General features: G+C 58.1%; 19 protein-coding genes and 1 pseudogene. 15 read left to right on the top strand and 5 right to left on the bottom strand.

Annotation, left to right across the window (positions count from 1 at the left end):
• Window positions 1-74 precede the first annotated feature (74 nt).
• The 3 genes from NVV93_RS09245 (at window position 75) to NVV93_RS09235 (ending at window position 2,335) form a co-directional block, all read left to right on the top strand.
• Window positions 75-383, top strand: a complete 309-nt coding sequence (locus NVV93_RS09245; protein ID WP_258254140.1) for a helix-turn-helix domain-containing protein — start codon at window positions 75-77, stop codon at window positions 381-383.
• The gene (locus NVV93_RS09240) at window positions 380-1,684 is read left to right on the top strand and encodes a HipA domain-containing protein (protein WP_258254139.1); all 1,305 of its coding nucleotides are present in this window, start codon (window positions 380-382) and stop codon (window positions 1,682-1,684) included. Before NVV93_RS09245 ends, NVV93_RS09240 begins: the two co-directional genes overlap by 4 nt.
• Before the next feature lie 309 nt (window positions 1,685-1,993).
• Window positions 1,994-2,335: a hypothetical protein gene (locus NVV93_RS09235; RefSeq protein ID WP_258254138.1), complete on the top strand. Its 342-nt coding sequence runs from the start codon at window positions 1,994-1,996 to the stop codon at window positions 2,333-2,335.
• A gap of 515 nt (window positions 2,336-2,850) precedes the next feature.
• On the opposite strand, the gene NVV93_RS09230 is transcribed toward NVV93_RS09235, so the two are convergent.
• Both NVV93_RS09230 and mobI read right to left on the bottom strand, forming a co-directional pair.
• Window positions 2,851-3,159 (bottom strand): hypothetical protein, encoded by a 309-nt coding sequence (locus tag NVV93_RS09230; RefSeq protein WP_258254137.1) that lies wholly within the window; start codon window positions 3,157-3,159, stop codon window positions 2,851-2,853.
• A gap of 68 nt (window positions 3,160-3,227) precedes the next feature.
• Window positions 3,228-3,680 (bottom strand): conjugative transfer protein MobI(A/C), encoded by a 453-nt coding sequence (mobI, locus tag NVV93_RS09225; RefSeq protein ID WP_258254136.1) that lies wholly within the window; start codon window positions 3,678-3,680, stop codon window positions 3,228-3,230.
• 1,215 nt (window positions 3,681-4,895) lie between these two features.
• Here mobI and NVV93_RS09220 point away from each other — a divergent pair.
• From NVV93_RS09220 to NVV93_RS09205, 4 genes and pseudogenes are all read left to right on the top strand, one after another.
• A pseudogene (locus NVV93_RS09220) lies at window positions 4,896-6,090 on the top strand (tyrosine-type recombinase/integrase).
• 20 nt (window positions 6,091-6,110) lie between these two features.
• Entirely contained in the window at window positions 6,111-7,700 is a 1,590-nt protein-coding gene (locus tag NVV93_RS09215; RefSeq protein WP_258254135.1) for an ABC-F family ATPase, read from the top strand.
• A 152-nt stretch (window positions 7,701-7,852) separates the two neighbouring features.
• Window positions 7,853-9,037: an MFS transporter gene (locus tag NVV93_RS09210; protein ID WP_258254134.1), complete on the top strand. Its 1,185-nt coding sequence runs from the start codon at window positions 7,853-7,855 to the stop codon at window positions 9,035-9,037.
• A 55-nt stretch (window positions 9,038-9,092) separates the two neighbouring features.
• Window positions 9,093-9,443, top strand: a complete 351-nt coding sequence (locus NVV93_RS09205) for an MmcQ/YjbR family DNA-binding protein (protein WP_258254133.1) — start codon at window positions 9,093-9,095, stop codon at window positions 9,441-9,443.
• A gap of 14 nt (window positions 9,444-9,457) precedes the next feature.
• On the opposite strand, the gene NVV93_RS09200 is transcribed toward NVV93_RS09205, so the two are convergent.
• Together NVV93_RS09200 and NVV93_RS09195 are read right to left on the bottom strand one after the other, a co-directional pair.
• Window positions 9,458-10,138: a DUF1294 domain-containing protein gene (locus NVV93_RS09200; RefSeq protein WP_258254132.1), complete on the bottom strand. Its 681-nt coding sequence runs from the start codon at window positions 10,136-10,138 to the stop codon at window positions 9,458-9,460.
• 18 nt (window positions 10,139-10,156) lie between these two features.
• The gene (locus tag NVV93_RS09195) at window positions 10,157-10,987 is read right to left on the bottom strand and encodes an undecaprenyl-diphosphate phosphatase (protein WP_258254131.1); all 831 of its coding nucleotides are present in this window, start codon (window positions 10,985-10,987) and stop codon (window positions 10,157-10,159) included.
• A gap of 309 nt (window positions 10,988-11,296) precedes the next feature.
• Between NVV93_RS09195 and NVV93_RS09190 the strand changes: the two genes are divergently transcribed.
• The 7 genes from NVV93_RS09190 to NVV93_RS09160 all read left to right on the top strand — a co-directional run bounded on the left by NVV93_RS09190 (window position 11,297) and on the right by NVV93_RS09160 (window position 17,098).
• Window positions 11,297-11,806, top strand: coding sequence for a hypothetical protein (locus NVV93_RS09190; RefSeq protein WP_258254130.1), 510 nt, complete (start codon window positions 11,297-11,299; stop codon window positions 11,804-11,806).
• 371 nt (window positions 11,807-12,177) lie between these two features.
• Entirely contained in the window at window positions 12,178-12,666 is a 489-nt protein-coding gene (locus NVV93_RS09185) for a hypothetical protein (protein ID WP_258254129.1), read from the top strand.
• Between the two features lie 2 nt (window positions 12,667-12,668).
• On the top strand, window positions 12,669-13,238 hold the full coding sequence (locus tag NVV93_RS09180; RefSeq protein WP_258254128.1) for an adhesin: 570 nt from the start codon (window positions 12,669-12,671) through the stop codon (window positions 13,236-13,238).
• Window positions 13,239-13,290: 52 nt separating this feature from the next.
• The gene (locus NVV93_RS09175) at window positions 13,291-14,313 is read left to right on the top strand and encodes a hypothetical protein (RefSeq protein ID WP_258254127.1); all 1,023 of its coding nucleotides are present in this window, start codon (window positions 13,291-13,293) and stop codon (window positions 14,311-14,313) included.
• A 64-nt stretch (window positions 14,314-14,377) separates the two neighbouring features.
• On the top strand, window positions 14,378-15,055 hold the full coding sequence (locus NVV93_RS09170) for a C39 family peptidase (RefSeq protein ID WP_258254126.1): 678 nt from the start codon (window positions 14,378-14,380) through the stop codon (window positions 15,053-15,055).
• A gap of 24 nt (window positions 15,056-15,079) precedes the next feature.
• Window positions 15,080-15,802, top strand: coding sequence for a hypothetical protein (locus NVV93_RS09165; RefSeq protein ID WP_258254125.1), 723 nt, complete (start codon window positions 15,080-15,082; stop codon window positions 15,800-15,802).
• A 66-nt stretch (window positions 15,803-15,868) separates the two neighbouring features.
• Complete coding sequence (locus NVV93_RS09160; protein ID WP_258254323.1) at window positions 15,869-17,098, top strand: transporter; 1,230 nt, start codon at window positions 15,869-15,871, stop codon at window positions 17,096-17,098.
• A gap of 45 nt (window positions 17,099-17,143) precedes the next feature.
• On the opposite strand, the gene NVV93_RS09155 is transcribed toward NVV93_RS09160, so the two are convergent.
• A complete protein-coding gene (locus tag NVV93_RS09155) occupies window positions 17,144-18,472 on the bottom strand; it encodes a sigma-54 dependent transcriptional regulator (RefSeq protein WP_258254124.1) in 1,329 nt (442 codons plus the stop codon).
• Window positions 18,473-18,714: 242 nt separating this feature from the next.
• Between NVV93_RS09155 and NVV93_RS09150 the strand changes: the two genes are divergently transcribed.
• Window positions 18,715-20,616, top strand: a complete 1,902-nt coding sequence (locus NVV93_RS09150; protein ID WP_258254123.1) for a cytochrome c — start codon at window positions 18,715-18,717, stop codon at window positions 20,614-20,616.
• The last annotated feature ends 1 nt before the right edge of the window (window position 20,617 follow it).

The following is a 20,617-nucleotide window of genomic DNA, read 5'->3' as shown; positions in this document are numbered from 1 at the left end:
CCGCACGCTCTTGAGGATTTTCCCGGATTTCTACAATTTCCGAGTAAATCCTTACAACCGTGAGGATTTCCACAATGAACTTCCCGATCGACTCGCCCGAGACTCTCGGCCAAGTCATTCGCGCCGCCCGCAAGGCACTGGACCTGCGCCAGGACGATGCCGCCGGAATCATCGGCGTCAGCGAGAACTTCCTCGGCAAGGTCGAGCGCGGCGGTGAAACCGTCCAGTGGGGAAAACTCTTCCAGGTGATGGAGCAACTGGGCCTAAAGATGTCTGTCGAGGTTCCCGACGCAGCCGCAAGTGCCGCTTGGGAGAACTTCATCCGCCTGCGCAACAAGGCGGCGCACGACATCGGTTCCACAAACCGGGGTAATCGGTCATGACCGAACGGCAGCTGAACGTCTGGATCAACTTCGACCTGATCGGCGTGCTGGCCGAGCGCAATGGGCTGTGGACCTTCACCTACTACCCCGAGTGGCTGGCCAACAACCAGGCCTACCCCCTGAGTCCCAGCCTACCGCTGCAGGAAGAGACGCACGTCGACGGCGCGACTGTTCGGCTGGTGCAGTGGTACTTCGACAACCTGCTGCCTGAAGAGGATCAGCGCCGGCTGATTGCCGATGCCGCGCATGTAGGAGTCGAGGACGCCTTCGGCATGCTGCAGCACTTCGGCGCGGAATCTGCCGGGGCGCTGTCGCTGCTGCCGCCCGGCGAGGAGCCGGAAAGAGGAAGCGTGGTCCCCCTCTCTGAAGAAGAGTTGGCCGCGCGCATCCGTAACATGCCCCAGGTAGCGTTGGCCGAGCAGGCCCCCAAGCGCATGTCGCTGGCCGGTGCGCAGCACAAGGTTGGCGTGATCTACGACGGCAAAGAGCTGTTCGACCCGATCGGCACCACGCCCTCGACCCACATCCTGAAACCCGAACACCCCAGCCCGCATTACAGCCAGTCGGTGATTATCGAATGGTTCATCATGACCTTGGCGCGGCGGGTCAAGCTTCCGGTACCGCCGGTGTACCGCATGTACATCCCCGTGCCTGTATTCCTGATTGAACGCTTTGATCGAAAGAGGACCGAGGATGGCTGGGCGCGCATGCACTGCATCGACGCCTGCCAACTGCTGGATCTGGACCGGACCGTCAAGTACAGCCAGGGCAGCGTCGAGCGCCTCCAGCAGATAGCTGACGCATGCACCATCCCCGCAGTGGCCCGGCTTGCGCTCTACAAGTGGCTGCTGTTCAACGTGCTGGTAGGCAACGACGACGCGCACCTGAAGAACGTCAGCTTCTTCATAACCCCGAAGGGAGTCCAACTGGCGCCGTTCTACGATCTGCTGAGTACAGCGGTATGGGAAACAAGGACGTTCGACAAGAACGGATGGCCGGACCAATGCACCACAGCCTGGCCCATCGGCACCGAGGACAAACTGGCTCAACTGAACCGCGACATCCTTCTCGCCGCCGGCGATACGCTGGGTATCAAGCCTACGACTTCGCTGAAGCTGATGAGCCAGCTGGCGCAGGATGTACGGCAAGAGGCTCGCAAGCTGATGGACGAAGTTCAGCATGAGAATGAGCGCATCGCCCAGGAGCGGCCCGAGCTACAGGCCACGTTCGCCGGCGAGATGAAGGCGCTCCGCGCCATCGTCCACATCGTGATCAGCGAGATGACCGCCAAGTTTATCTAGGGTCTCCGGGCGAGCCTCAGGCCCGCCCGGCCCAAGCGCTCCCAGGTTGCATTTCCACGTTCCTGTTTAACCTCGGGGCGCTCAGCACCAGCTGACTACCTCCCGCTGGTGCTGCTCCGCTAATCCAAGGAGCGCCCCATGTCCAGGCAGCACTGAAACCCGCCAACCCCACTCTCCCTCATCACCTGATCGGACCCGCCTGCGGGAGCTGCGCCAAAATCAGAACCTGTCGCTCGACCAGGCCGCCCAGCGGCTGACAGAGCTGGCCGGCAAGGACGTGTCTATCGGCAAGTGGAACCACTGGGAAGTGTGGACGACCCAGCCTTCCAGGTGCGCGACCAGTTCTGGCGCAGCAACGTGCAGCTGTGCTCCGCCAACTTCCCGCTCTATGGCGACATGAGCTCGCGCATGATGCGCACCATTGCAACGCTGGTGCCAAAAATCATCCCGTATTCAATCGACGAGGCCTTCGCCGACTGTGCCGGCATGACCGACAAGCAGGTCTTCGACATCGGCGCTGAGCTGCGCTCACGAGTCCCCAAGTGGACCGGTATCCCGATCGGGGTTGGCATCGGACCCACACTCACTCTCGCCAAGGTCGCTAACTACGCAGCCAAACGCATCTACAAGACCGAGCCCGTCCGACCGTGACGCGTTGCTGGTTATCACACCTATCGGAGAAGTCTGGGGCATTGGCCCAGCGCTATCCGATCGCCTGAAAAGCATGGGAGTGAGTACCGCAGCCGACTTTGCGGTCATGCCCGAACATCTGCTGGCTGGTGTCTTCCCGGTCACCGTACGACGCACTCAGCTGGAGCTGCAGGGAATTGTTGCTATCGCGCCAGACGACCCCAACGCGCCCAGGCAGATAATCAACGCCAGCCGCAGCTTCGGATCTCCAGTCGCAAGCGCTGATGCTCTAGCGCTGGCGCTCTCAACCTTCGCCTCAACCGCGGCCCGGCAACGCTCGTTCGTCAGATCTAGCGGGTGTACGCCAGGTCGAACCCCTTCAGCACGCGCGCCGCGCGTTATCAGCGTTCCCTTCGGGAGGCTACGGCCGGCGACTAATAGGGCTGTTCACGCCACGACTTTCGAGTGGCCTGCTCCCTGACCATGTCTTCCGGTTCCCAGAAGACCGGGACGCCTCCATGCAGCCCTCTTGTCGATCAATTAACGCGGACTAGGCGCAGGGCTGGGCGAGCGTTCGACTGGCTCCGATCCTGCTGGGTCCACTCGGCTTGAATGCGCTTGGCGGTTGCCGCTTGAGCCGGGAGCAGCGGGCGGAAGCCTTGCACCATGGAGTCCAAGGCACTCTCCTGCCCTGCATCGACCAGCTCATTCCACGGATCCCGGATGAACTCACTAAACGGCTTGTTGCTGATCTCACCAATGCGGGCATCGGCGTAGATCTCGACCCACATGTCCAGCTCGTCCGGGGAAATGTCGCGGTAGGAAGTAGCTCTGGCAGTTGTCATGGTGCGTGTCTCTTGGCTGGGTGATGACTTCACCCTACCCGCACCCGGAGATATGCAACCCCATCGAATCAGCCCAGAGCGTCAAAGCTGCGCGCCACTTGAATCGTCTTGCGCAGCAGCACGCGCTCTTTCCTATTCAGCTTGATCAGCTTTCGATACTGCTCGAAGTAGTCTTCGTAACGGTTGTAGAGCTCCTCAATCCATACCTCCATTTTCCCCAGGTACCGGCGATCCTGCCGATCAGCCTTCCCCTTTGGGAGCGTCAGCTCATGTCTCTTCCGCTTCCCGTCATCGGTCGAGAACGTGTAACGAAACCAAAGAATCGAGAAGGAACCTGACGCAGAAAACCTCGTGCGTGGAGCTATATACAGCATCGAGTTTGTTGCTTTGCAATGAGCCAGCCCATCCGCCCAGAAGGCGTCGACCCGCGCCTTGGCTTCGGTGCACAACATTGCGAATTCAGCCTCGATTCGATCGTGGTTTTCGGTGTACAGCTCTGTCATGTTCATTTTCGTATTCATGTCCATTCCTATCTATAGGGATATTACACGAGACTCCCTATATATCCGTCAGACGCAACGGATCAAGGAAAACCGGCATGCCAGAAATTCCTATCAAATGTCAGATTATCCCCATAGATAGAGGTACCTCTGTGTGAAGTATTATTTAAAATAAACGTGAAGCACAAGTACCTATAAATCTATGGGGATAAGTAAAAACAAGCCTATTGTAAATGCCGGCAATGAATGGTGGCCAGAACAGCTTGAAAGCGCTTGCAAGCGGATGATCCCAGCATAGGAATGCGCCTGGACGCCGGCGGTGGGTTAGATCATTCAAAAAGGAAAAAGGGCGACCCGCAGTGGGCTCAATTGAGGGGTTGCATCTCAAAAAAGGGTGTCAGTGTGGTTCACAGATACAGCAGTCGACCTTTAGTCGACCGTTTGTGATCTGAGCCAGGTCGCGAGGATGAGGGTTCGCCGCGCCGGCCTGAAGCAAGGAATCGCAGAGTTACTTTTGCATACCTTTTGAGAACCTTTTTGGTGGCGGTAATTTGCGGAGAGGATACTTCGGGTAGCAGCTCAACATTCAGCATCCAGGCAAAAATGCCTGCGCCGCGCGGGTCTTTTCATAGGCGTGCTGATTGCAGCTTCATCACGCGACCTCTTACGTCTGTGGCCGATAGATCCATTGCCCACGGCGAAATAACTTCTGCCGGCCTCCCCAAGCCTGTAATCGGCCAAACAACCCCACTTGCATACAGCAGCTCTCATGCTCAGATGACTGCTGCCCGATTAGCGCGCGCTCTTTTTGCTCAAAAGCACCTTTTTTTCTCGGCAGCACCAAGTGCATACGACTCATGCGAGCCGCACTAATGAAGCGCGAGATCCGGCCCTTTTTTGGGTACCAATACAGCCTTCCCAGCGAGAAATCCCGGTCACGATGAGTCCAGTAAACATCGTTGAGGGAAGAGCTACCCATGAACAAAAAACAAAATGCTTTAGCCGAGGGGATCAAGGCAGCTTCATGCACCCATCCAGCAGCTCTGAGCTGGGTGACGCAATGAGAGCCACCGTTGACTCAGGCGACATGGACAAAGTCTCGGAAGAGAGGATGGCCGAGCTGTTGGGAACCACCAAGCGGGCGCTGCAAGCCCGGCGCGCGCGCAAGCAGATCCCGGAAGGGGTGTGGATCAAAACGGGCCGCCAGATCATTTACAGCAAGCGGAGATATGACGAATGGCTCGAAAGCCAATGGATATGCCCACCGGAGTGGAAGTCTTCCGTAACTCAATCCGTATCCGTTTCATCTGGAACGGGCGACGCTGCAACGAAACGCTCCCGTATCCCGTCACGCAGAAAGGGATCGCAGCTGCATCCATTCTTAGAGATCAAGTAGTCCGCCTAGCCAAGATGGGTCTGCTGGACGACGCCAAGTACGTAGAGCTGTTTCCCAGCTCGGCAGTACCGGTGGGCGGTGTTATGTGTTTTGGCGAGTTCACGCAGCTGTGGCTGGATAGTCGGGAAATTACGGATGGCACTCGGCTCAACTACAAAAGCATCCTTAACCGGTATTGGATGCCGCATTTGGCGCTGATCCGAGTGGACCTCATCACAACTACCCTGTTACGTCGCATCGTTGCTGGAACCAAATGGATATCGCCCGGCGTAAAGCGAAACGCACTTTTCAAAGTCTCAACGATTTTGAAGGCGGCTGTTGCGGATGGAGTAATTGAGCGAAACCCGGCAGACGCATTGGAAAATGCCAAAACGATCGCGCAAGGAGATCGACCCATTCACTCAAGATGAAGCCAATCGCATCATTGAGCGACTGTACCAGAACGAGCATTGGCCGAGCTCGATTTACGCAGCCTTCTACGAGTTCGTTTTCTTCACGGGGTTACGTCTTTCAGAGGCTTTAGCCCTTCGTTGGGATGCCGTGGACATGAATCAACGGGTAGCGCATGTTCGTCGAACGGTCGCACTGGGTGTCATTGAAGAACGCACCAAAACTGGTAGCGACCGCTTCGTGCTGCTGAATGAACGAGCCATGCATGCCCTGGAATTTGCCAAGGCGTATGCAGAACGCCGCAAGTCCGGAACAGGAAAAGTAATCGAAACGCCCTATATATTTCCGCCGTCGAAAAACAACGAGTACGTGAAGCAGACGTCCGATCTGCACCACCAGTGGCGGCCAGTGCTGAAAGCGTTGGGCGTCCGTTATCGGCCGCCGTACAACTGCCGTCATACCTATGCGACAATATGTTTAATGTCTGGCATGAACCCCGCATTCATATCCCAGCAGCTCGGCCATAGCGTGCAGATGCTGCTTTCTACGTATGCCCGCTGGATCAACTCGAGCTCCGATTGGAGCGAACTGGAAAAGCTGAATATTGGTATCAAATTGGTATCAGGCGTTCCAGCCCACAGCTAAGTTATTGATAGGTAAGCTCTTTGATCTCCACCGCAAACATCACCATGCAATTCGGGGCTAAGCCCCTGTTCGAAAACGTTTCCGTCAAGTTCGGCAACGGCAACCGTTACGGTCTGATCGGAGCCAATGGCTGCGGCAAGTCGACATTCATGAAGATTCTCGGTGGTGATCTCGAATCGAGCGGTGGCCAGGTGATGCTGGAACCCAACGTACGCCTGGGTAAGTTGCGTCAGGACCAGTTTGCCTACGAAGACTTCAGCGTCATCGATACCGTGATCATGGGTCACGAAGAGCTGTGGAAGGTCAAGGCTGAGCGTGAGCGTATTTACTCGCTGCCGGAAATGACCGAAGCCGACGGCATGGCCGTGGGCGAGCTGGAAACCGAGTTCGGCGAGATGGATGGCTACACCGCCGAATCGCGCGCCGGTGAACTGCTGCTCGGCCTGGGTATCCCGCTGGCCCAGCATTTCGGCCCGATGAGCGAAGTCGCTCCAGGCTGGAAACTCCGCGTGCTGCTGGCTCAGGCGTTGTTCTCCAACCCGGAAGTGCTGCTCCTCGACGAGCCGACCAACCACCTGGACATCAACACCATTCGCTGGCTGGAAAACATTCTCACGGCGCGTAACAGCACCATGATCATCATTTCCCACGACCGGCACTTCCTGAACAGCGTATGCACGCACATGGCCGACCTGGATTACGGCGAGCTGCGTCTGTTCCCCGGCAATTACGACGAGTACATGACCGCGGCGACCCAGTCGCGCGAGCAATTGCTCTCTGATAACGCCAAGAAGAAGGCGCAGATTGCCGAGCTGCAATCCTTCGTCAGCCGCTTCTCGGCCAACGCCTCGAAGGCCAAGCAAGCCACCTCGCGTGCCAAGCAGATCGACAAGATCCAACTGGCCGAGGTCAAGCCGTCCAGCCGCGTCAGCCCGTTCATCCGCTTCGAGCAAACCAAGAAGCTGCACCGCCAGGCCGTGACCATCGACAAACTGGCCAAGGGCTTCGACGGCAAAGAGCTGTTCAAGAACTTCAGTTTCCAGGTCGAAGCCGGCGAGCGCATCGCCATCATCGGCCCCAACGGTATCGGCAAGACCACCTTGCTGCGCACGCTGGTCGGCGAACTGGCCCCGGATGCCGGCGAAGTGAAATGGACCGAAAGCGCCGAAGTCGGTTATTACGCCCAGGACCATGCCCACGACTTTGAAGACGACTGCAATCTGTTCGACTGGATGAGTCAATGGACGCAAGGCGGCGAACAGCTGGTCCGCGGCACCCTCGGGCGCATGCTGTTCTCCAACGACGAGATCCTCAAGTCAGTCAAAGTCATCTCCGGTGGCGAGCAAGGTCGCATGCTGTTTGGCAAGCTGATCCTGCAAAAGGCCAACGTCCTGCTGATGGACGAACCGACTAACCACCTGGACATGGAATCCATCGAGGCGCTCAACCTGGCCTTGGAAAACTATCCGGGCACCTTGGTATTCGTCAGCCATGACCGTGAATTCGTTGGCTCGTTGGCCACACGCATCATCGAGTTGAGCGAAAACGGCGTCGTCGATTTCAGCGGCACCTATGACGACTATCTGCGCAGCCAGGGCGTGATCGTCTAGGTTCGCCGACGTTACCTACAACGCCCCGCTCAGTCGGGGCGTTGTGTTTTCTGGCGCTACAAAATGCTACGCAGCCCATTAGTTAGTTAGCTTCCTTTTAATAACGACTGCGGCGATCATTGCAGCGTGTTTCCGCGCCTGTGAACCTTGTCATGTCCAGTCAAGACTCCGCCCAATCTAGCTCGAAGATGCCCCTCCTGCCGATCATTGGGATCGTCATGTTTTCCTTCTTGGGCTACCTCTGCACGGGTATTCCGCTGGCCGTGCTGCCTGCCTATGTTGACCAAACTCTGGGCTATGGCAGCGTGTTGGCCGGTCTGACTATCGGCTTGCAATATTTCGCCACACTGCTCTGCCGCCCAATCGCTGGCCGCATCGCCGACACCAACGGCTGCAAGCGCGGCGTTGTCTACGGATTGATTGGCATCGGCGTGAGCGGCCTGCTCACCCTGCTCGCCACCTTTCTGCACGGCCAGCCCCTGGCGAGCTTGTTGATACTGCTGACCGGCCGCATTGCGCTCGGCGCTGCACTGAGCATCATTGGCGTCAGCGCGCTCAGCTGGGGCATTGCCCGAGCGGGCACTGAGCACACAGCGCAGGTGATTTCCTTGAATGGCGTCGCAGCCTATGGCGCAATCGGCCTCGGCGCGCCACTCGGGGTGATTTTTGTCGACCACCAGGGACTCTGGACCCTTGGCGCATCGCTGGCTCTGCTCGCTGTTATCGGCCTGCTGATGGTCTGGCCCAAGCGTTCGGAGCCGGTCATTGCCGGCGAACGGTTGCCCTTCATTGCCGCGCTTGGACGTGTTTTTCCCTACGGCTGCGGCCTAGCACTTGGCTCGATCGGCTATGGCACGCTGACGGCCTTTGTCACCCTGTACTACGCCAGTCTCGGCTGGGACGGCGCAGCCTATTGCCTGACCGCCTTCGGCGTGTTTTTCATTGCCGCGCGCCTGCTGTTCACCGGCAGCATTAACCGTTGGGGCGGCTTTCGCGTGGCCATCATCTGCCTGGGCATCGAAACCCTTGGCCTGGTTCTGCTGTGGCTAGCGCCCTCCACGTCGGTAGCAGTGGTCGGCGCATCGTTGGCGGGCTTTGGTCTGTCGCTGGTGTATCCAGCGCTGGGTATGGAAGTGATCGGCCGCATCCCGGCCAGCAGCCGCAGCGCGGGGTTAGGTGCCTATGCGGTGTTCTTCGACCTGGCGCTGGCGATTGCCGGGCCGTTGATGGGTGTGGTTGCCCGAGGCTATGGCTATGCCTCAATCTTTCTGATCTCGGCGTTGCTGTCGTTCGCTGGATTGCTGCTCAGCGTCTGGTTGGCGCGCACTAAGCGCTGACTGGGAGCATTACTCAACGGGACCTGCCACAAGCCCCATTTGCCGCGAGGCCACCATGACCGCCGATCAAATCGCCGCTTTCTGCCTGCAATTGCCGGGGGCTCGCGAGGACCTCAAGTGGGGCAGCAATCGAGTGTTCTCTGTGGCGGGCAACAAGATGTTCGCCATCCTCGACTTCCTCGGCGCCGGTCTGGCCTTCAAGGTCGATACCGAGCTGTTCCTAGGTTATGTCGACCGTCCCGGCATCCACCCGGCGCCCTATCTGGCGCGCGCGTACTGGATCAGCATGGATGCGCCCTACCCGCTCGGCGACGGCGAGCTGCGCGACTTGCTCATACGCTCGCATCAACTAGTGGTTCGCAAGTTGCCGAAAATTCGTCAGGTAGGGCTATTACTGGATCAGTAGGGAAATAGGCCGATTCAACTGCCGGCCATGAAGCGACCGTCCAGCACAAGCCAATCGACCCAGAAGCCCTGGTGCAGCAACACGATGGCCCAGAACACTACCTGGAATGACAGCTTGCGGGTCTTGTGGCGGAACAGCTGCTGCGCGACCAGGGCTCCGGGCCATCCACCCAGCAATTCGGTCACATGCAGGCTGTTTTCTGAGGTGCGCCAGCGGCCTTTCTGCGCCTTGTGCTTATCACCCCAGTACTGCAGGAAGCTGACGACACTGAACAATGGATACGCCAACAGTGGCCAGACCACGCCGGTCGTCAGCAGCTGTTTCATCGCACCGGCAGCGGGCAGGCTGCAGAGCACCACAAACAGCAACAGTTTCACCGGCAGAGCCTGAATGCTGGGAGCGGCTGCTAGCGTGGCGTGCGCCTTCGATGGGCTCTGCTTAAGCTGCGGTTGTACCGGTTTACGCCGAATTGCCGGGTGATCCAGACTCAGGCTTTCGCCGCGCATGTGCTCGGCGCGTATCCGTCCCTGTTGATCCAGGACGCTGATGAACAACACCGCTTGCCCTGGCTGAGGCCGGCGATCGCCGCGCACCGCGGAAATATGCACGAAGACATCCTCGCCACCGCGCTCAGGCTGGATAAAGCCAAATCCCTTGTCATCATTCCAACTTTTCAGCAGGCCACGCTCTTCCATCCTTGAACCCTCCGAGCATCAGCTGTGCGCTGTGCTCCAGTCGATCCATCCCATCTGCCAGGTTGCCAGGATCAGCAAGCCAAAACCGATCCGGTACCAGGCGAATGCCGCATAGCTATGGCTGCCAATGAACTTCAGCAGGCCGCGCACCGCGATCATCGCGAAGATGAACGAAGTGACGAAGCCGGCGGCAAATACCGGAAGATCGTCAGGCTGGAACAGTTCGCGGTATTTGTAGGCCGAATAGACCGCGGCGCCGACCATGGTCGGCATGGCGAGAAAGAAGGAAAACTCGGTCGCCGCCTTGCGCGACAAGCCGAATAGCAGTCCTCCGATGATGGTCGCTCCCGAGCGTGAGGTTCCAGGAACCATTGCCAGACACTGGGCGAGGCCGATTTTCAAGGCATCTTTCCAGCCCATGTCATCGACCGTGTCTACGTGGATCACGTGTTGACGGCGCTCGGCCCACAGCATGACCACTCCGCCGACCAGTAGGGCCCCCGCTACGGTGATCGGGTTGAACAGATACGCGTGAATCAAGTCGGCGAACAAAACACCCAAGACTACCGCTGGAATGAAGGCGATCAGCAAATTGCTGGTGAAGCGCTGCGCCTGGCGCTCGGTCGGTAGCCCGACGACCACCTCGATGATCTTGCGTCGGAACTCCCAGACCACAGCCAGAATCGCCGCCAGCTGAATGATGATGTTGAAAGCAATCGCCCGCGGGCCATCGAAGCCAATCAGATCGGCTACGATGATCTGGTGCCCAGTACTGGAAATCGGCAGGAATTCCGTCAGCCCTTCGACGACACCCAAAATCAGCGCCTGAGCGGCGGTCAAAAAATCCATGCAATCCCCTATAAGCGAAGTAAAGCCTCGCCAATCGATAAATTATTCAAGCCAGACGGTGCTCGGCGAGCCCGAGACTCACCGGCGAAAAGTCGGTTCCAGCAAATGGACATCAAGCGCTACAACTACCCGGTTAGCACTCAGGTTGCCGCTTGAGCGCCGAAATGCTATCAGAGGCGAATAACAAACACTGCATCCGAGATGACAAAGAGCATGGAGCACCAGGAAATCGACCTGCGTCAGCCGCAAAACCAGGATCTCATCTGGGATTTGGGGAGCATGGCCCGACGTGAGCTGGCCGAGCGTTTCATGCGCCTGTTCGAGAATCGCTTATGCGTTTACTCCGAATCGGTGCGCCAGCTGTACACCAACTACAGCCTGCATTTTCCCAGCGATCTCGGTCGTAAGATGGTGGTGCTGCCAAACGCCTATGCGTTCCACGACACGCTGCATGGCATAGACGCCGATGCCATCCGCAAAACCGGGCTGTTCGTGCTTCCCGGGTCGTTGTTGGGAAAACCCGGCCTGCTGCTCGCCAATCACTTGGACGAAGGTGGTCAGCCGCCGAAAACCATGTCGTTCAAAACGGCCTTGGCGCAAATCATCAGCAAACAACAACAGGCCGGTGGTTTGTTCCTGCCCATTATGCAGAAAGGCGATCTGCGCGAATTCGATCAGCAGATGCCTTACATCCATTTGCACCGACTGCAATTGAACAAGCTCGATCATCTCTCGGCATTCGACCGAAACGACATCCAAAACAGCATCACCAAGAAATTGATGGAGCTGTATCGAAACGCCGACAAACTTGCCTGCTAGTCGCGGCGAGACGCCCGGAGCGATCTCTATCGCCGTGATAGCGGCATTTCTGCGTGATGAATGCCTGCGCGGATGTATTGAAACTGCAACACCTACACGCCACAAACTTCAATAAAACGGTCAAAACCAGCACTTTCAGCCTGGCTGTTTCACTTTTGACACATCCACTGCAAAGCCACTCTAAGTCACGCACCGCTAGGGATAGAGGTCTATCGGCAGCTATCCGGGTGTCTCAGTCGCTATACAACCAACCTCATGCCCCACTACAGACAAAAACCATAACCAACTGATTAATCTGTAGTTTATAGGTTTTGGCACAACTCCTGCGCTAGCTCGGTCCGGTACCGCTAGACGGAAAAGGAATTGCTGCCATGGATCATTACGCTCGTACAGCCGCGCTCTCGCTGCTCACTCTGTCGATCACTGCTCTTTTTCCCTGCACGTTCAGTTATGCCCAAGACGGCATCATCGTCTTGCAACGCACTGTGCAGCCGCGTGTAGCCACGCGCCCTACCGACATCCCCGATCCTCGCCCCACCGTCGTCAACGCCAATATCTCGCAACCGGTCAATCAGGCTGTCAGCGGCGCGGGTGGTGGCGGGACGGTTAGCCAAGAGCTGGGCGACGCGGACTTCGCCAATATCACCAGTGGTAGTGGCATCAAGGCGACCATCATGCCGGGCGGCAATCTGCCTGGCTTCGGCTCGGCGGTAGGTAGCGGTTCGACGACTCACCAGAACATCTCTGGCAGCGCCCCTGGCCATAGTGGCGGCGGTGCGGGCAGCGGCCTGGCCGGAACAATCAACGGCACAGTGCAGCGCGGCCTGGCTCCGTTGCAGATGCTGGGTGGAGGCGAATGACCATGCTGCGGCTAACCCTTGTCCTCGCCTGCGCCTGCCCCCTTCTGGCGCTGGCCGATCCGGCACAACACCAGTCCCGGATCGACTCCAGCGCCAGCAACTATCGCGGGATCGTCTCCATCAACCAGGCCGCCGGCGACTATCAGCAGCAAAGTAATGCGCGGGCATTGGCGATTGGCCTGGCTGGTTCCGCCGCTACCCAGCAGCGGCAAACGCTCCAGGTCGATGACATCCAACCGGCACTCAATGCCACGGCGAGCATTGACGGCGCCGCATTTACCGCGGGTAGCGGCGTACTGGGCGTCAATCAATCGGCCGGAGCAGCGACCCAGCAGGCCAACAGTGTGCGGATCAGCATTCAGACGGCCCCGCTAAGCCTGGACGACAGCGTCCTGGCGCAGAGCGTGGCCATCACAGCGAACTCCGGTCCAGTTGTAGCAACCCCAGGGGAGCGACGTGTCGTCACCGACGACAAGGCTTTTGTCGGTAGCCGTGGTGTGGTGCAGCTGAACCAGAGCGCGGGGGTCGGCAGCCGCATGGCTAACACCCTCAGCATCAGGGTTGCGGATTAACCCTGAGACAAACGTTGAAAAAAGTAAGTCCAACATTGCAAGGAGAAACACCATGAAAGCAAGAATGGTAATGACGCCGTTGGCATTCGCCCTGGCAACCGCCATGGCAGCAACCGCAGTGCAGGCCGAAAGCCAGAACAACCAGCAGTTCTTTCAAAGCGGCGCCGAAGCGACCGTCGATGACTCGCAGAGCATTCAGGAGAATAAAGTCATCAACGAAGGCACCGTGAACGATGCATCGGCCACCAACATCGGCCAAGCCGCGTCGGGCAATATCGGCATCAACATCGTTGCCGGTACCAATAACCAGCAGGCCAATGCGGCTGCGCTGGCCACTGCGGATGCCCAGTTCGTCTTCGGTTCTGCCAGCGCGTCGACCACCGTCGGGCAAACCCTGCAAGGCAACGTTGTAAAAAACTACGCCAATCCGAGCACCGCCACGCTGACCAATGCGCTGAACAATGCATCGGGTAACGTTGCGGCGAACGTGGCGGCCGGTACTTACAACCAACAGAAAAACGACCTCGCGGCAGCTGTTTCCGCCGGCCGTTTCTCCACGGCAACAAGCAGCGCGACCCAGGACATCAGTGGGGAGACCACCAATAACAAGGCCACGCTGGAATATGCCGCAGCCAATGTGAGCCTCAGCCTGAGCGGTGTCGGCGGGACTTACTCGGGCAGTTCCGATCAGGAAGGTGATGTTTATCTCGACACCTGGAACGGAGAATTCCACCCAGCCGGCCCCAATACCGGCCACGTTGACGTCGATAGCGCCGCTCAAGGCGCCACCGATAGCAACAACGACGGTGGCGCGTTCCACTTCAACGAGCAAGGCGATATCAGCCTCAGCGGCAACGTGACAGGTCAGCTGCCAGTAGTAGCCGGCTTCCAGGCTCCGGTCACCAACACCGCCACGCTGACCAACTCACTTAACGGCGTGTCCGGCAATGTCGGGGTCAACATCGCAGCAGGTAGCGGTAACCAGCAAAGCAACTCGCTGGCCATTGCCGCAGGTTGCACCTCCTGCCCTGCCGGTGGCACCTCACCGGGCAGTGAAAGCGGGCTGCGCCTCTAAAGCTGTGGTATGGGACTCCGGCTTCGGCCGGAGTTCTTTTCTTTCATAGCGTAAGGATCGCGCCATGCGCACGCTTGCCGTCACGCTTCTCTGCCTGCCCCTACTGGCCAATGCGGCGCAATTGCCCTTGGCAGTTCTTCCAGGCGGAGCATTGGCGTTCAAACCCGTCGAAAGCTTTCGCGAAAGACGCTTCAGTAACCTCGTCGAACAGAAGACTGACTTCAGCTGCGGTGCCGCATCGCTGGCCACCATCCTCTATCAGGCGTACCGGCTGGATGTCGATGAGAACACCGTTATCCAAGGCATGCTCAGCCAAGCCGACCATGAGCTGGTTCGCAGCCAAGGCTTTTCGATGCTGGACATGAAGCGCTATGTCGAAGGCATCGGGCTACGGGCCCGTGGCTATCGAATCCCCGCCGAGGAGCTCAATCAGCTCAAGGTGCCCGCGATCGTGCTTCTAGATGTTCGCGGCTACAAACACTTCGTTGTCCTGCAACGAACCACCCGCCAATGGGCCTACATCGGCGACCCGGTTCTTGGGCATAAACGCTACAGCCTGGAGGATTTCGAGAGGGGCTGGAACGGCATCGTCTTTGCCGTTATCGGTCAGGGATATGACCGGGCCAACGTCCTGTTGGCGCCACCCGAACCACTCACGGCTCGGCACCAACTCGATCGATTCCGCCCAGTAAAGGATGCAGAGCTTATGGAGTTTGGCTTTCTCCAGAGCGATTTCTTCTGAGGGGCTCTGCCCCGGGAGCAAGAAATGAAGACTTATCAATGGCTGGCTGGCTGCCTTATCGCCGGAAGCATGCCTCTCCAAGCGGCAAATCTGTTTCAACCAATGGAACTGAACGACCACGAATTATCTCAATTACGCGGCCGCTATGTCCTTCCCGACCGCATTGTCAGCTTCGGCGTAACCATGAGCAGTAGCTGGCAGAACGCCAACGGCCAGGTTCTCGGTGGGCAACTCAACATGCAGATCCAGCAGGGCCTCGCCAAACCGGTGTTCAACGTCACGACGTTCAATGGCAGCGGTCAAGCGACGCAGGCGGGCTCCGGACAACTGATCGGCGGCGAAGGGCTGAATCAGGTCCAGGGCGTAGTGCAAAGCACGCGCTCGGCGGGTGACTTCAACGTCAGCCAGAACGGTATCAACATCGATGTCACGCACGGTACTCAGGCCCCGCTCGCGGAAGGTCAAAACAGCTTGGCCAACACCATCCAAACCAGTGACCTGGGCGTAGTCCGCATCAACTCTGGCAATGGCGGGTTACAGCTGGCCATCAACGCCAACGGCCAAGGATCTTCGCTGCAGCAATTGGGCGCGGGAGGGGCGGTCCAACGCACCGACATCGTCGGTTCGAACAACCGGGTAGAGAACGTCGCCGCACTGAACGTAATGCTTCGCGAAAACATGCCATCGGCCAGTGGGCTGAATTGCGCTTGGGAACAACTTAAAAGCCTGCAGCCCACGGGCTATTGATCTCGCAGAGGAGCAACCATGACCAACAAGGACGTAATGATGCCCAAGCGTTTGACCGCCTGCGTGATGGCAGGCGTCGCAGCCTTGGTCGCATTGCCGCTGCAGGCAGCTACGGAGGCAGAAGCCTCCACCCTGCAACATCAACTGATTGAACTCAAGGATCGATATGAGTCCCAGCAGAAAGCGCTAATGGTGCTTGAGCAGCGACTTCGCCAGATCGAAGCGCAACCGCCGGCACCGCAACGCCCGGCCACTCGCCCGCTCAGCAAACAGCCCAACGAGACGGTCGCGCAGCAGGGTTCCGGATATGGAACCAGCTTGCAGGATGACAACACGCCCGCGCGCAGCGTCGAGAATCTGTATGACGAAGCAAGTGGCTTCTTCGGTGGCGGCGCCTTCAGCGTGGAAACCGGGCTCAGCTACTCCCACTACGATACCCGCCAGCTGTTCCTTAATGGCTTCCTGGCTCTGGACAGCATCTTTCTTGGCAATCTCGGGGTCGACCAGATCAACTCCGACTACTTCACCCTCGACTTAACCAGCCGCTACAACTGGCACCAGCGCTGGCAGTTCGATGTGAATGCGCCAATCGTTTATCGCCAGTCCACCTACGAATCGGCAGGAGCCGCCGGCGGTGCGTCCAATCAGATCAGCGATGAAACCGTGAAAGGCGACCCGCGGCTCGGCGACGTCAATTTCGGCGTGTCGTACAAGTTCATGGATGAGAGCGAAAGCCAACCCGATGCCGTCGTCAGCTTTCGGGTCAAGGCACCGACTGGCGACGAGCCTTATGGCATCAAACTGGAACCTGTGCCCGGCAATAACAACCTCAACGTCCCCGAAGACTTGCCCACCGGCAACGGCGTGTGGTCCGTTACGCCGGGGCTGTCGCTGGTCAAGACAGTCGACCCGGCAGTGCTGTTCGGTAATATTTCCTATACCTACAACCTGGAGGAGTCGGTCGATGACCTCAGCCCGACCCAGGGCGTCAAGCAGCCGGGCAAAGTCAAACTAGGTAACTGGTTTCAATACGGCATGGGGCTTGCGTTTGCCCTCAACGAGCGCATGAGTCTTTCCATGTCGTACTCGCAACTGATAGCGCAAAAAAGCAAAGTAAAGTCGGATGGTCTGGAGTGGGAAACGGTGTCGGGCAGCGATGCCAATGCTGCCTACTTCAACATCGGCTCAACCTTCGCGGTGAATCAGAATTTGACCGTGGTGCCCAACTTGTCCATTGGACTGACGCCAGATTCGCCAGACTTCACGTTCAGCGTCAAATTCCCCTACTACTTCTGAACTAACTATCGCCCGGCCATTGATGGCCGGGTTTTGCGCTGTCGCTCAGCGAATCTGATGCTTGTGCATCAGGCGGTAAAAGGTCGGTCGCGAGACACCTAACACCCGTGCGGCCTGGCTGAGATTGTTAGAGAAACGCGCCAGCACATCACACAACGCCTGGCGCTCCGCTTGGAAAATGTAAGCTTCCAGGGTTTGCTGGGCTGCGCAGGGCATTTCGCTAAGATCGAGGCCCAGATTGATCGCCTCGATTTGCCTTCCCTCGGCCAATACCAATCCGCGACGAACGCGATTGGCTAGCTCGCGGACATTTCCCGGCCACGGATGAGTCTTCATCGCGGTTAGTGCGCCCTCGCTGAACTTGCGCGGACGGCGGCCGATTTCCTGGCTGTAAAGCTGTGAGAAGTAGTCGGCCAGCAGCGGAATATCTCCCGGCCTGCTGCGCAACGGCAGCGTCTCTACTTGCAGCACATTGAGACGGTAAAAGAGGTCCTCACGAAAGCGGCACGACTCGATGGCTTTTTCCAGATTGACGTGAGTCGCCGCAAGAACGCGCACATTGATCGGAATGGGCTGCGTACCGCCGACCCGCTCGATTTGCTTTTCTTGCAGTACCCGCAACAAGTTGGCTTGCAGGTCCAGAGGCAGGTCGGCGACCTCATCGAGGAACAACGTGCCACCGGCGGCGGACTCGAAACGGCCGATCTTGCGTTGGTGAGCGCCGGTAAACGCGCCCTTCTCGTGGCCGAACAATTCCGACTGAATCAGATGCTCTGGAATTGCCCCGCAATTAACTGCCACGAATGGACCATTGGCACGCCGCGACTGGCGATGCAAGGTTCTGGCAACGAGTTCCTTACCGGTGCCGCTTTCGCCATGTACCAGGACGGTGGAGTCCGTTGCGGCCAACTTCGTGAGCAGTTTGCGCAGCTCTTGCATCGGCTTACTCTGGCCGAGCAATTCGTTGCCTAGATCATCGCGACTTTCACGCCCGCGTCCACGCAAGCGAGCCATGCCGAATGCACGCCCCAGAGTTACTTGGACACGATCGACATCGAAGGGAAGCGTATGGAAATCGAAAAACCACTCGCTGATGAAATCGCCCACGTGCTGATGCCGCAAAGCGTCTGCACTCAATACCGCGATCCACTCGGTATTGCTGTTCGAGATCAGCTCCTTGATGCTTTCCGGGCGCGGAAGCTGGGCAGCTTGCAATCGCAATAAGCCAACGTCACAGGCCGGTGGATCGAGATTGTCTAGCGTACAACTGGATACCTCCCAACCAGCACTTTTCAACTCGGGCAGTAATCTCAGGCAATCAGCACAAGGCTCGACCACCAAAAGGCGTCGCGCCGGATCGACCACGTCGAACATTGTTATTCCTTGGCGTCAATTATTAGTAATCCATTCAAAACAGATGCTTGTTTCGACAAATGGAGGCTAGCCTGTTTTTTGACGCGCCTTGGAAGCTTTTCTCATAAATCTAGATTCATCAATAACATGCAGACGAATTCGAATGAGTTACTGGTACTGATGTGCCAAATTTATGACTGTTTGCCAAGATTTGGCGGTTGGCCTAACGTCCGCACACCCACGTAACAAGGAAGTTTTTGTTCATGCGTACTTTTCGCCCCGTTCTGATAATTGCCATTGGCACCCTACTGATTGCTCTGGCGATACCGCTTTATTACATCGCCCGTCCCAATCTGCCGGTTTATCAGCAACCAACCGCCCTCCACTATCTAGACCAGTGGAGTCCAGAGGCGCGGCAAACCTACTACTACACGCCGCAAGGCACACGGGTGAAAGGACTGCGCTATGACTGGTTCGTCGCCCTGGAACTGCCTTTTTCCAGCGCCAAGTTCGCTACCCCCGATTACCTTGCGCGCTTTGGTTTTCTGATTGATCCGCAGCAGCGCGCATCGCAACTCAACCCAGGCAATTTACCGGTGGGCTTTGCCCGTCACGCTGACGAGGCCACCGGTAATCAGTACCTGGATATCACCTGTTCCGCCTGTCATACCGGCGAGCTGCGCTATCGCGGCAACGCCATTCGCATCGATGGCGGCGCCGCCCTGCATTCGCTTGCCTCCACGGTGCCGACCCTACGCGGCGGCGGATTCGGTCAGGCACTAGGCATGAGCATGGCGCTCACCTACTACAATCCATTGAAGTTCAGACGCTTCGCCAAAGAGATTCTCGGCGAGCGCTATGAGCTGGAGCACGACCAACTGCGCCGGGATTTCAAAACCGTTCTCGATCGTCTCATGGCGACTGCCTACAACGACTGGCACCGCGATCTGTATCCGACCGAAGAAGGCTTCGGCCGCACCGATGCGTTCGGTCGCATTGCCAACAGCGTGTTTGGCGATGTAATCGATGCAAGCAACTATCGGGTCGCCAATGCGCCGGTGAGTTATCCGCAGGTCTGGGATATCTGGAAATTCGATTGGGTGCAGTGGAATGGCTCGGCGATGCAACCCATGGCGCGCAACATCGGCGAAGCGTTGGGCGTGGGTGCCACCCTAAGAATATTCGACGATCACGGCCAAGCCGTTGCCGAACCTGATCGGTATGCCTCCAGCGTGCGTCTGCGCGAGCTGTATACCCTCGAGCAAACGCTCAAACAGTTGCGACCACCCGCTTGGCCGGAACAGGTACTCGGCAAAGTCGATCGCGAGTTGGCCAGCCGAGGCCGAGCGTTGTTCGAGGAAAATTGCGCCTATTGCCATGCGCCAGTGGCGAAACCCGCGAACAAGCGTTATGCCCCGACGCGCGATCCGGAATGGCATCTGCGGGTCGTTCCCACATCTATCGTCGGTACTGACACGACCGCCGCCGACAACATTGCCGACCACCGTTTCGACATCCGCAAGTTGGGCTGGGACAAACAACAGCTCGGCAAGCTAGACGTGAAACTCTTTGGCTCCAGCCTTGAGCGAGTCGATCTAGGCAGTATTTCCAGCGCCAAGGGCCTCGCCTATATCACCGCATACGTGGAAAACCGTGCCTACCTCGATGCTGGAATCAGCGCCGATGTGCGGGCGGAAATGGACGGTTTCGGGTTGCCTATCAGCGTACAAGAGAAGCGTGGCTATAAAGCCCGTCCCCTCGATGGCATCTGGGCAACTCCGCCGTTCCTACACAACGGCTCGGTGCCCAATCTGTTCCAGCTACTTTCGCCGCGCCTTGAGCGCGCCAGTGAGTTCTGGGTAGGCAGCCACGAGTACGATCCACAGCGGGCCGGCTTTCGGACCGAGAAACTCGCCGGCGGCTTTCTGTTCAAGACGTCGGTTACCGGTAACAGCAATCGCGGCCATGAGTTTCGCGATGGCTGTCGCAGCGAAGGCGTGATCGGCCGTGGGCTGGAGCCCAGCGAACGGTGGGCGCTGGTCGAGTATCTGAAAACGCTAGGCAATCCCCAGCTCGAGGCACAACTCACGCCCATCACCGCCAAACCGTGGACGCCTGGGCCAAATTGCCACGGACTGATCTCGCTTGCGGCCACGAAACAATAGG

Origin of the sequence: Pseudomonas sp. LS44 (genome assembly GCF_024730785.1) — a bacterium.
Taxonomy (GTDB): Bacteria; Pseudomonadota; Gammaproteobacteria; order Pseudomonadales; family Pseudomonadaceae; genus Aquipseudomonas.
Note: the sequence above shows the minus strand (reverse complement) of the source record. Positions and strands in the feature narration are given on the sequence as shown.

What these genes read in the sequence shown, in the direction of transcription:
- NVV93_RS09245 (WP_258254140.1), top strand. Translation starts at nt 75, where the DNA reads ATGAACTTCCCGATCGACTCGCCCGAGACTCTCGGCCAAGTCATTCGC.
- NVV93_RS09240 (WP_258254139.1), top strand. Translation starts at nt 380, where the DNA reads ATGACCGAACGGCAGCTGAACGTCTGGATCAACTTCGACCTGATCGGC.
- NVV93_RS09230 (WP_258254137.1), bottom strand. Translation starts at nt 3,159, where the DNA reads ATGACAACTGCCAGAGCTACTTCCTACCGCGACATTTCCCCGGACGAG.
- mobI (WP_258254136.1), bottom strand. Translation starts at nt 3,680, where the DNA reads ATGAATACGAAAATGAACATGACAGAGCTGTACACCGAAAACCACGAT.
- NVV93_RS09210 (WP_258254134.1), top strand. Translation starts at nt 7,853, where the DNA reads ATGTCCAGTCAAGACTCCGCCCAATCTAGCTCGAAGATGCCCCTCCTG.
- NVV93_RS09205 (WP_258254133.1), top strand. Translation starts at nt 9,093, where the DNA reads ATGACCGCCGATCAAATCGCCGCTTTCTGCCTGCAATTGCCGGGGGCT.
- NVV93_RS09200 (WP_258254132.1), bottom strand. Translation starts at nt 10,138, where the DNA reads ATGGAAGAGCGTGGCCTGCTGAAAAGTTGGAATGATGACAAGGGATTT.
- NVV93_RS09195 (WP_258254131.1), bottom strand. Translation starts at nt 10,987, where the DNA reads ATGGATTTTTTGACCGCCGCTCAGGCGCTGATTTTGGGTGTCGTCGAA.
- NVV93_RS09190 (WP_258254130.1), top strand. Translation starts at nt 11,297, where the DNA reads ATGCGCCTGTTCGAGAATCGCTTATGCGTTTACTCCGAATCGGTGCGC.
- NVV93_RS09185 (WP_258254129.1), top strand. Translation starts at nt 12,178, where the DNA reads ATGGATCATTACGCTCGTACAGCCGCGCTCTCGCTGCTCACTCTGTCG.
- NVV93_RS09180 (WP_258254128.1), top strand. Translation starts at nt 12,669, where the DNA reads ATGCTGCGGCTAACCCTTGTCCTCGCCTGCGCCTGCCCCCTTCTGGCG.
- NVV93_RS09175 (WP_258254127.1), top strand. Translation starts at nt 13,291, where the DNA reads ATGAAAGCAAGAATGGTAATGACGCCGTTGGCATTCGCCCTGGCAACC.
- NVV93_RS09170 (WP_258254126.1), top strand. Translation starts at nt 14,378, where the DNA reads ATGCGCACGCTTGCCGTCACGCTTCTCTGCCTGCCCCTACTGGCCAAT.
- NVV93_RS09165 (WP_258254125.1), top strand. Translation starts at nt 15,080, where the DNA reads ATGAAGACTTATCAATGGCTGGCTGGCTGCCTTATCGCCGGAAGCATG.
- NVV93_RS09160 (WP_258254323.1), top strand. Translation starts at nt 15,869, where the DNA reads ATGGCAGGCGTCGCAGCCTTGGTCGCATTGCCGCTGCAGGCAGCTACG.
- NVV93_RS09155 (WP_258254124.1), bottom strand. Translation starts at nt 18,472, where the DNA reads ATGTTCGACGTGGTCGATCCGGCGCGACGCCTTTTGGTGGTCGAGCCT.
- NVV93_RS09150 (WP_258254123.1), top strand. Translation starts at nt 18,715, where the DNA reads ATGCGTACTTTTCGCCCCGTTCTGATAATTGCCATTGGCACCCTACTG.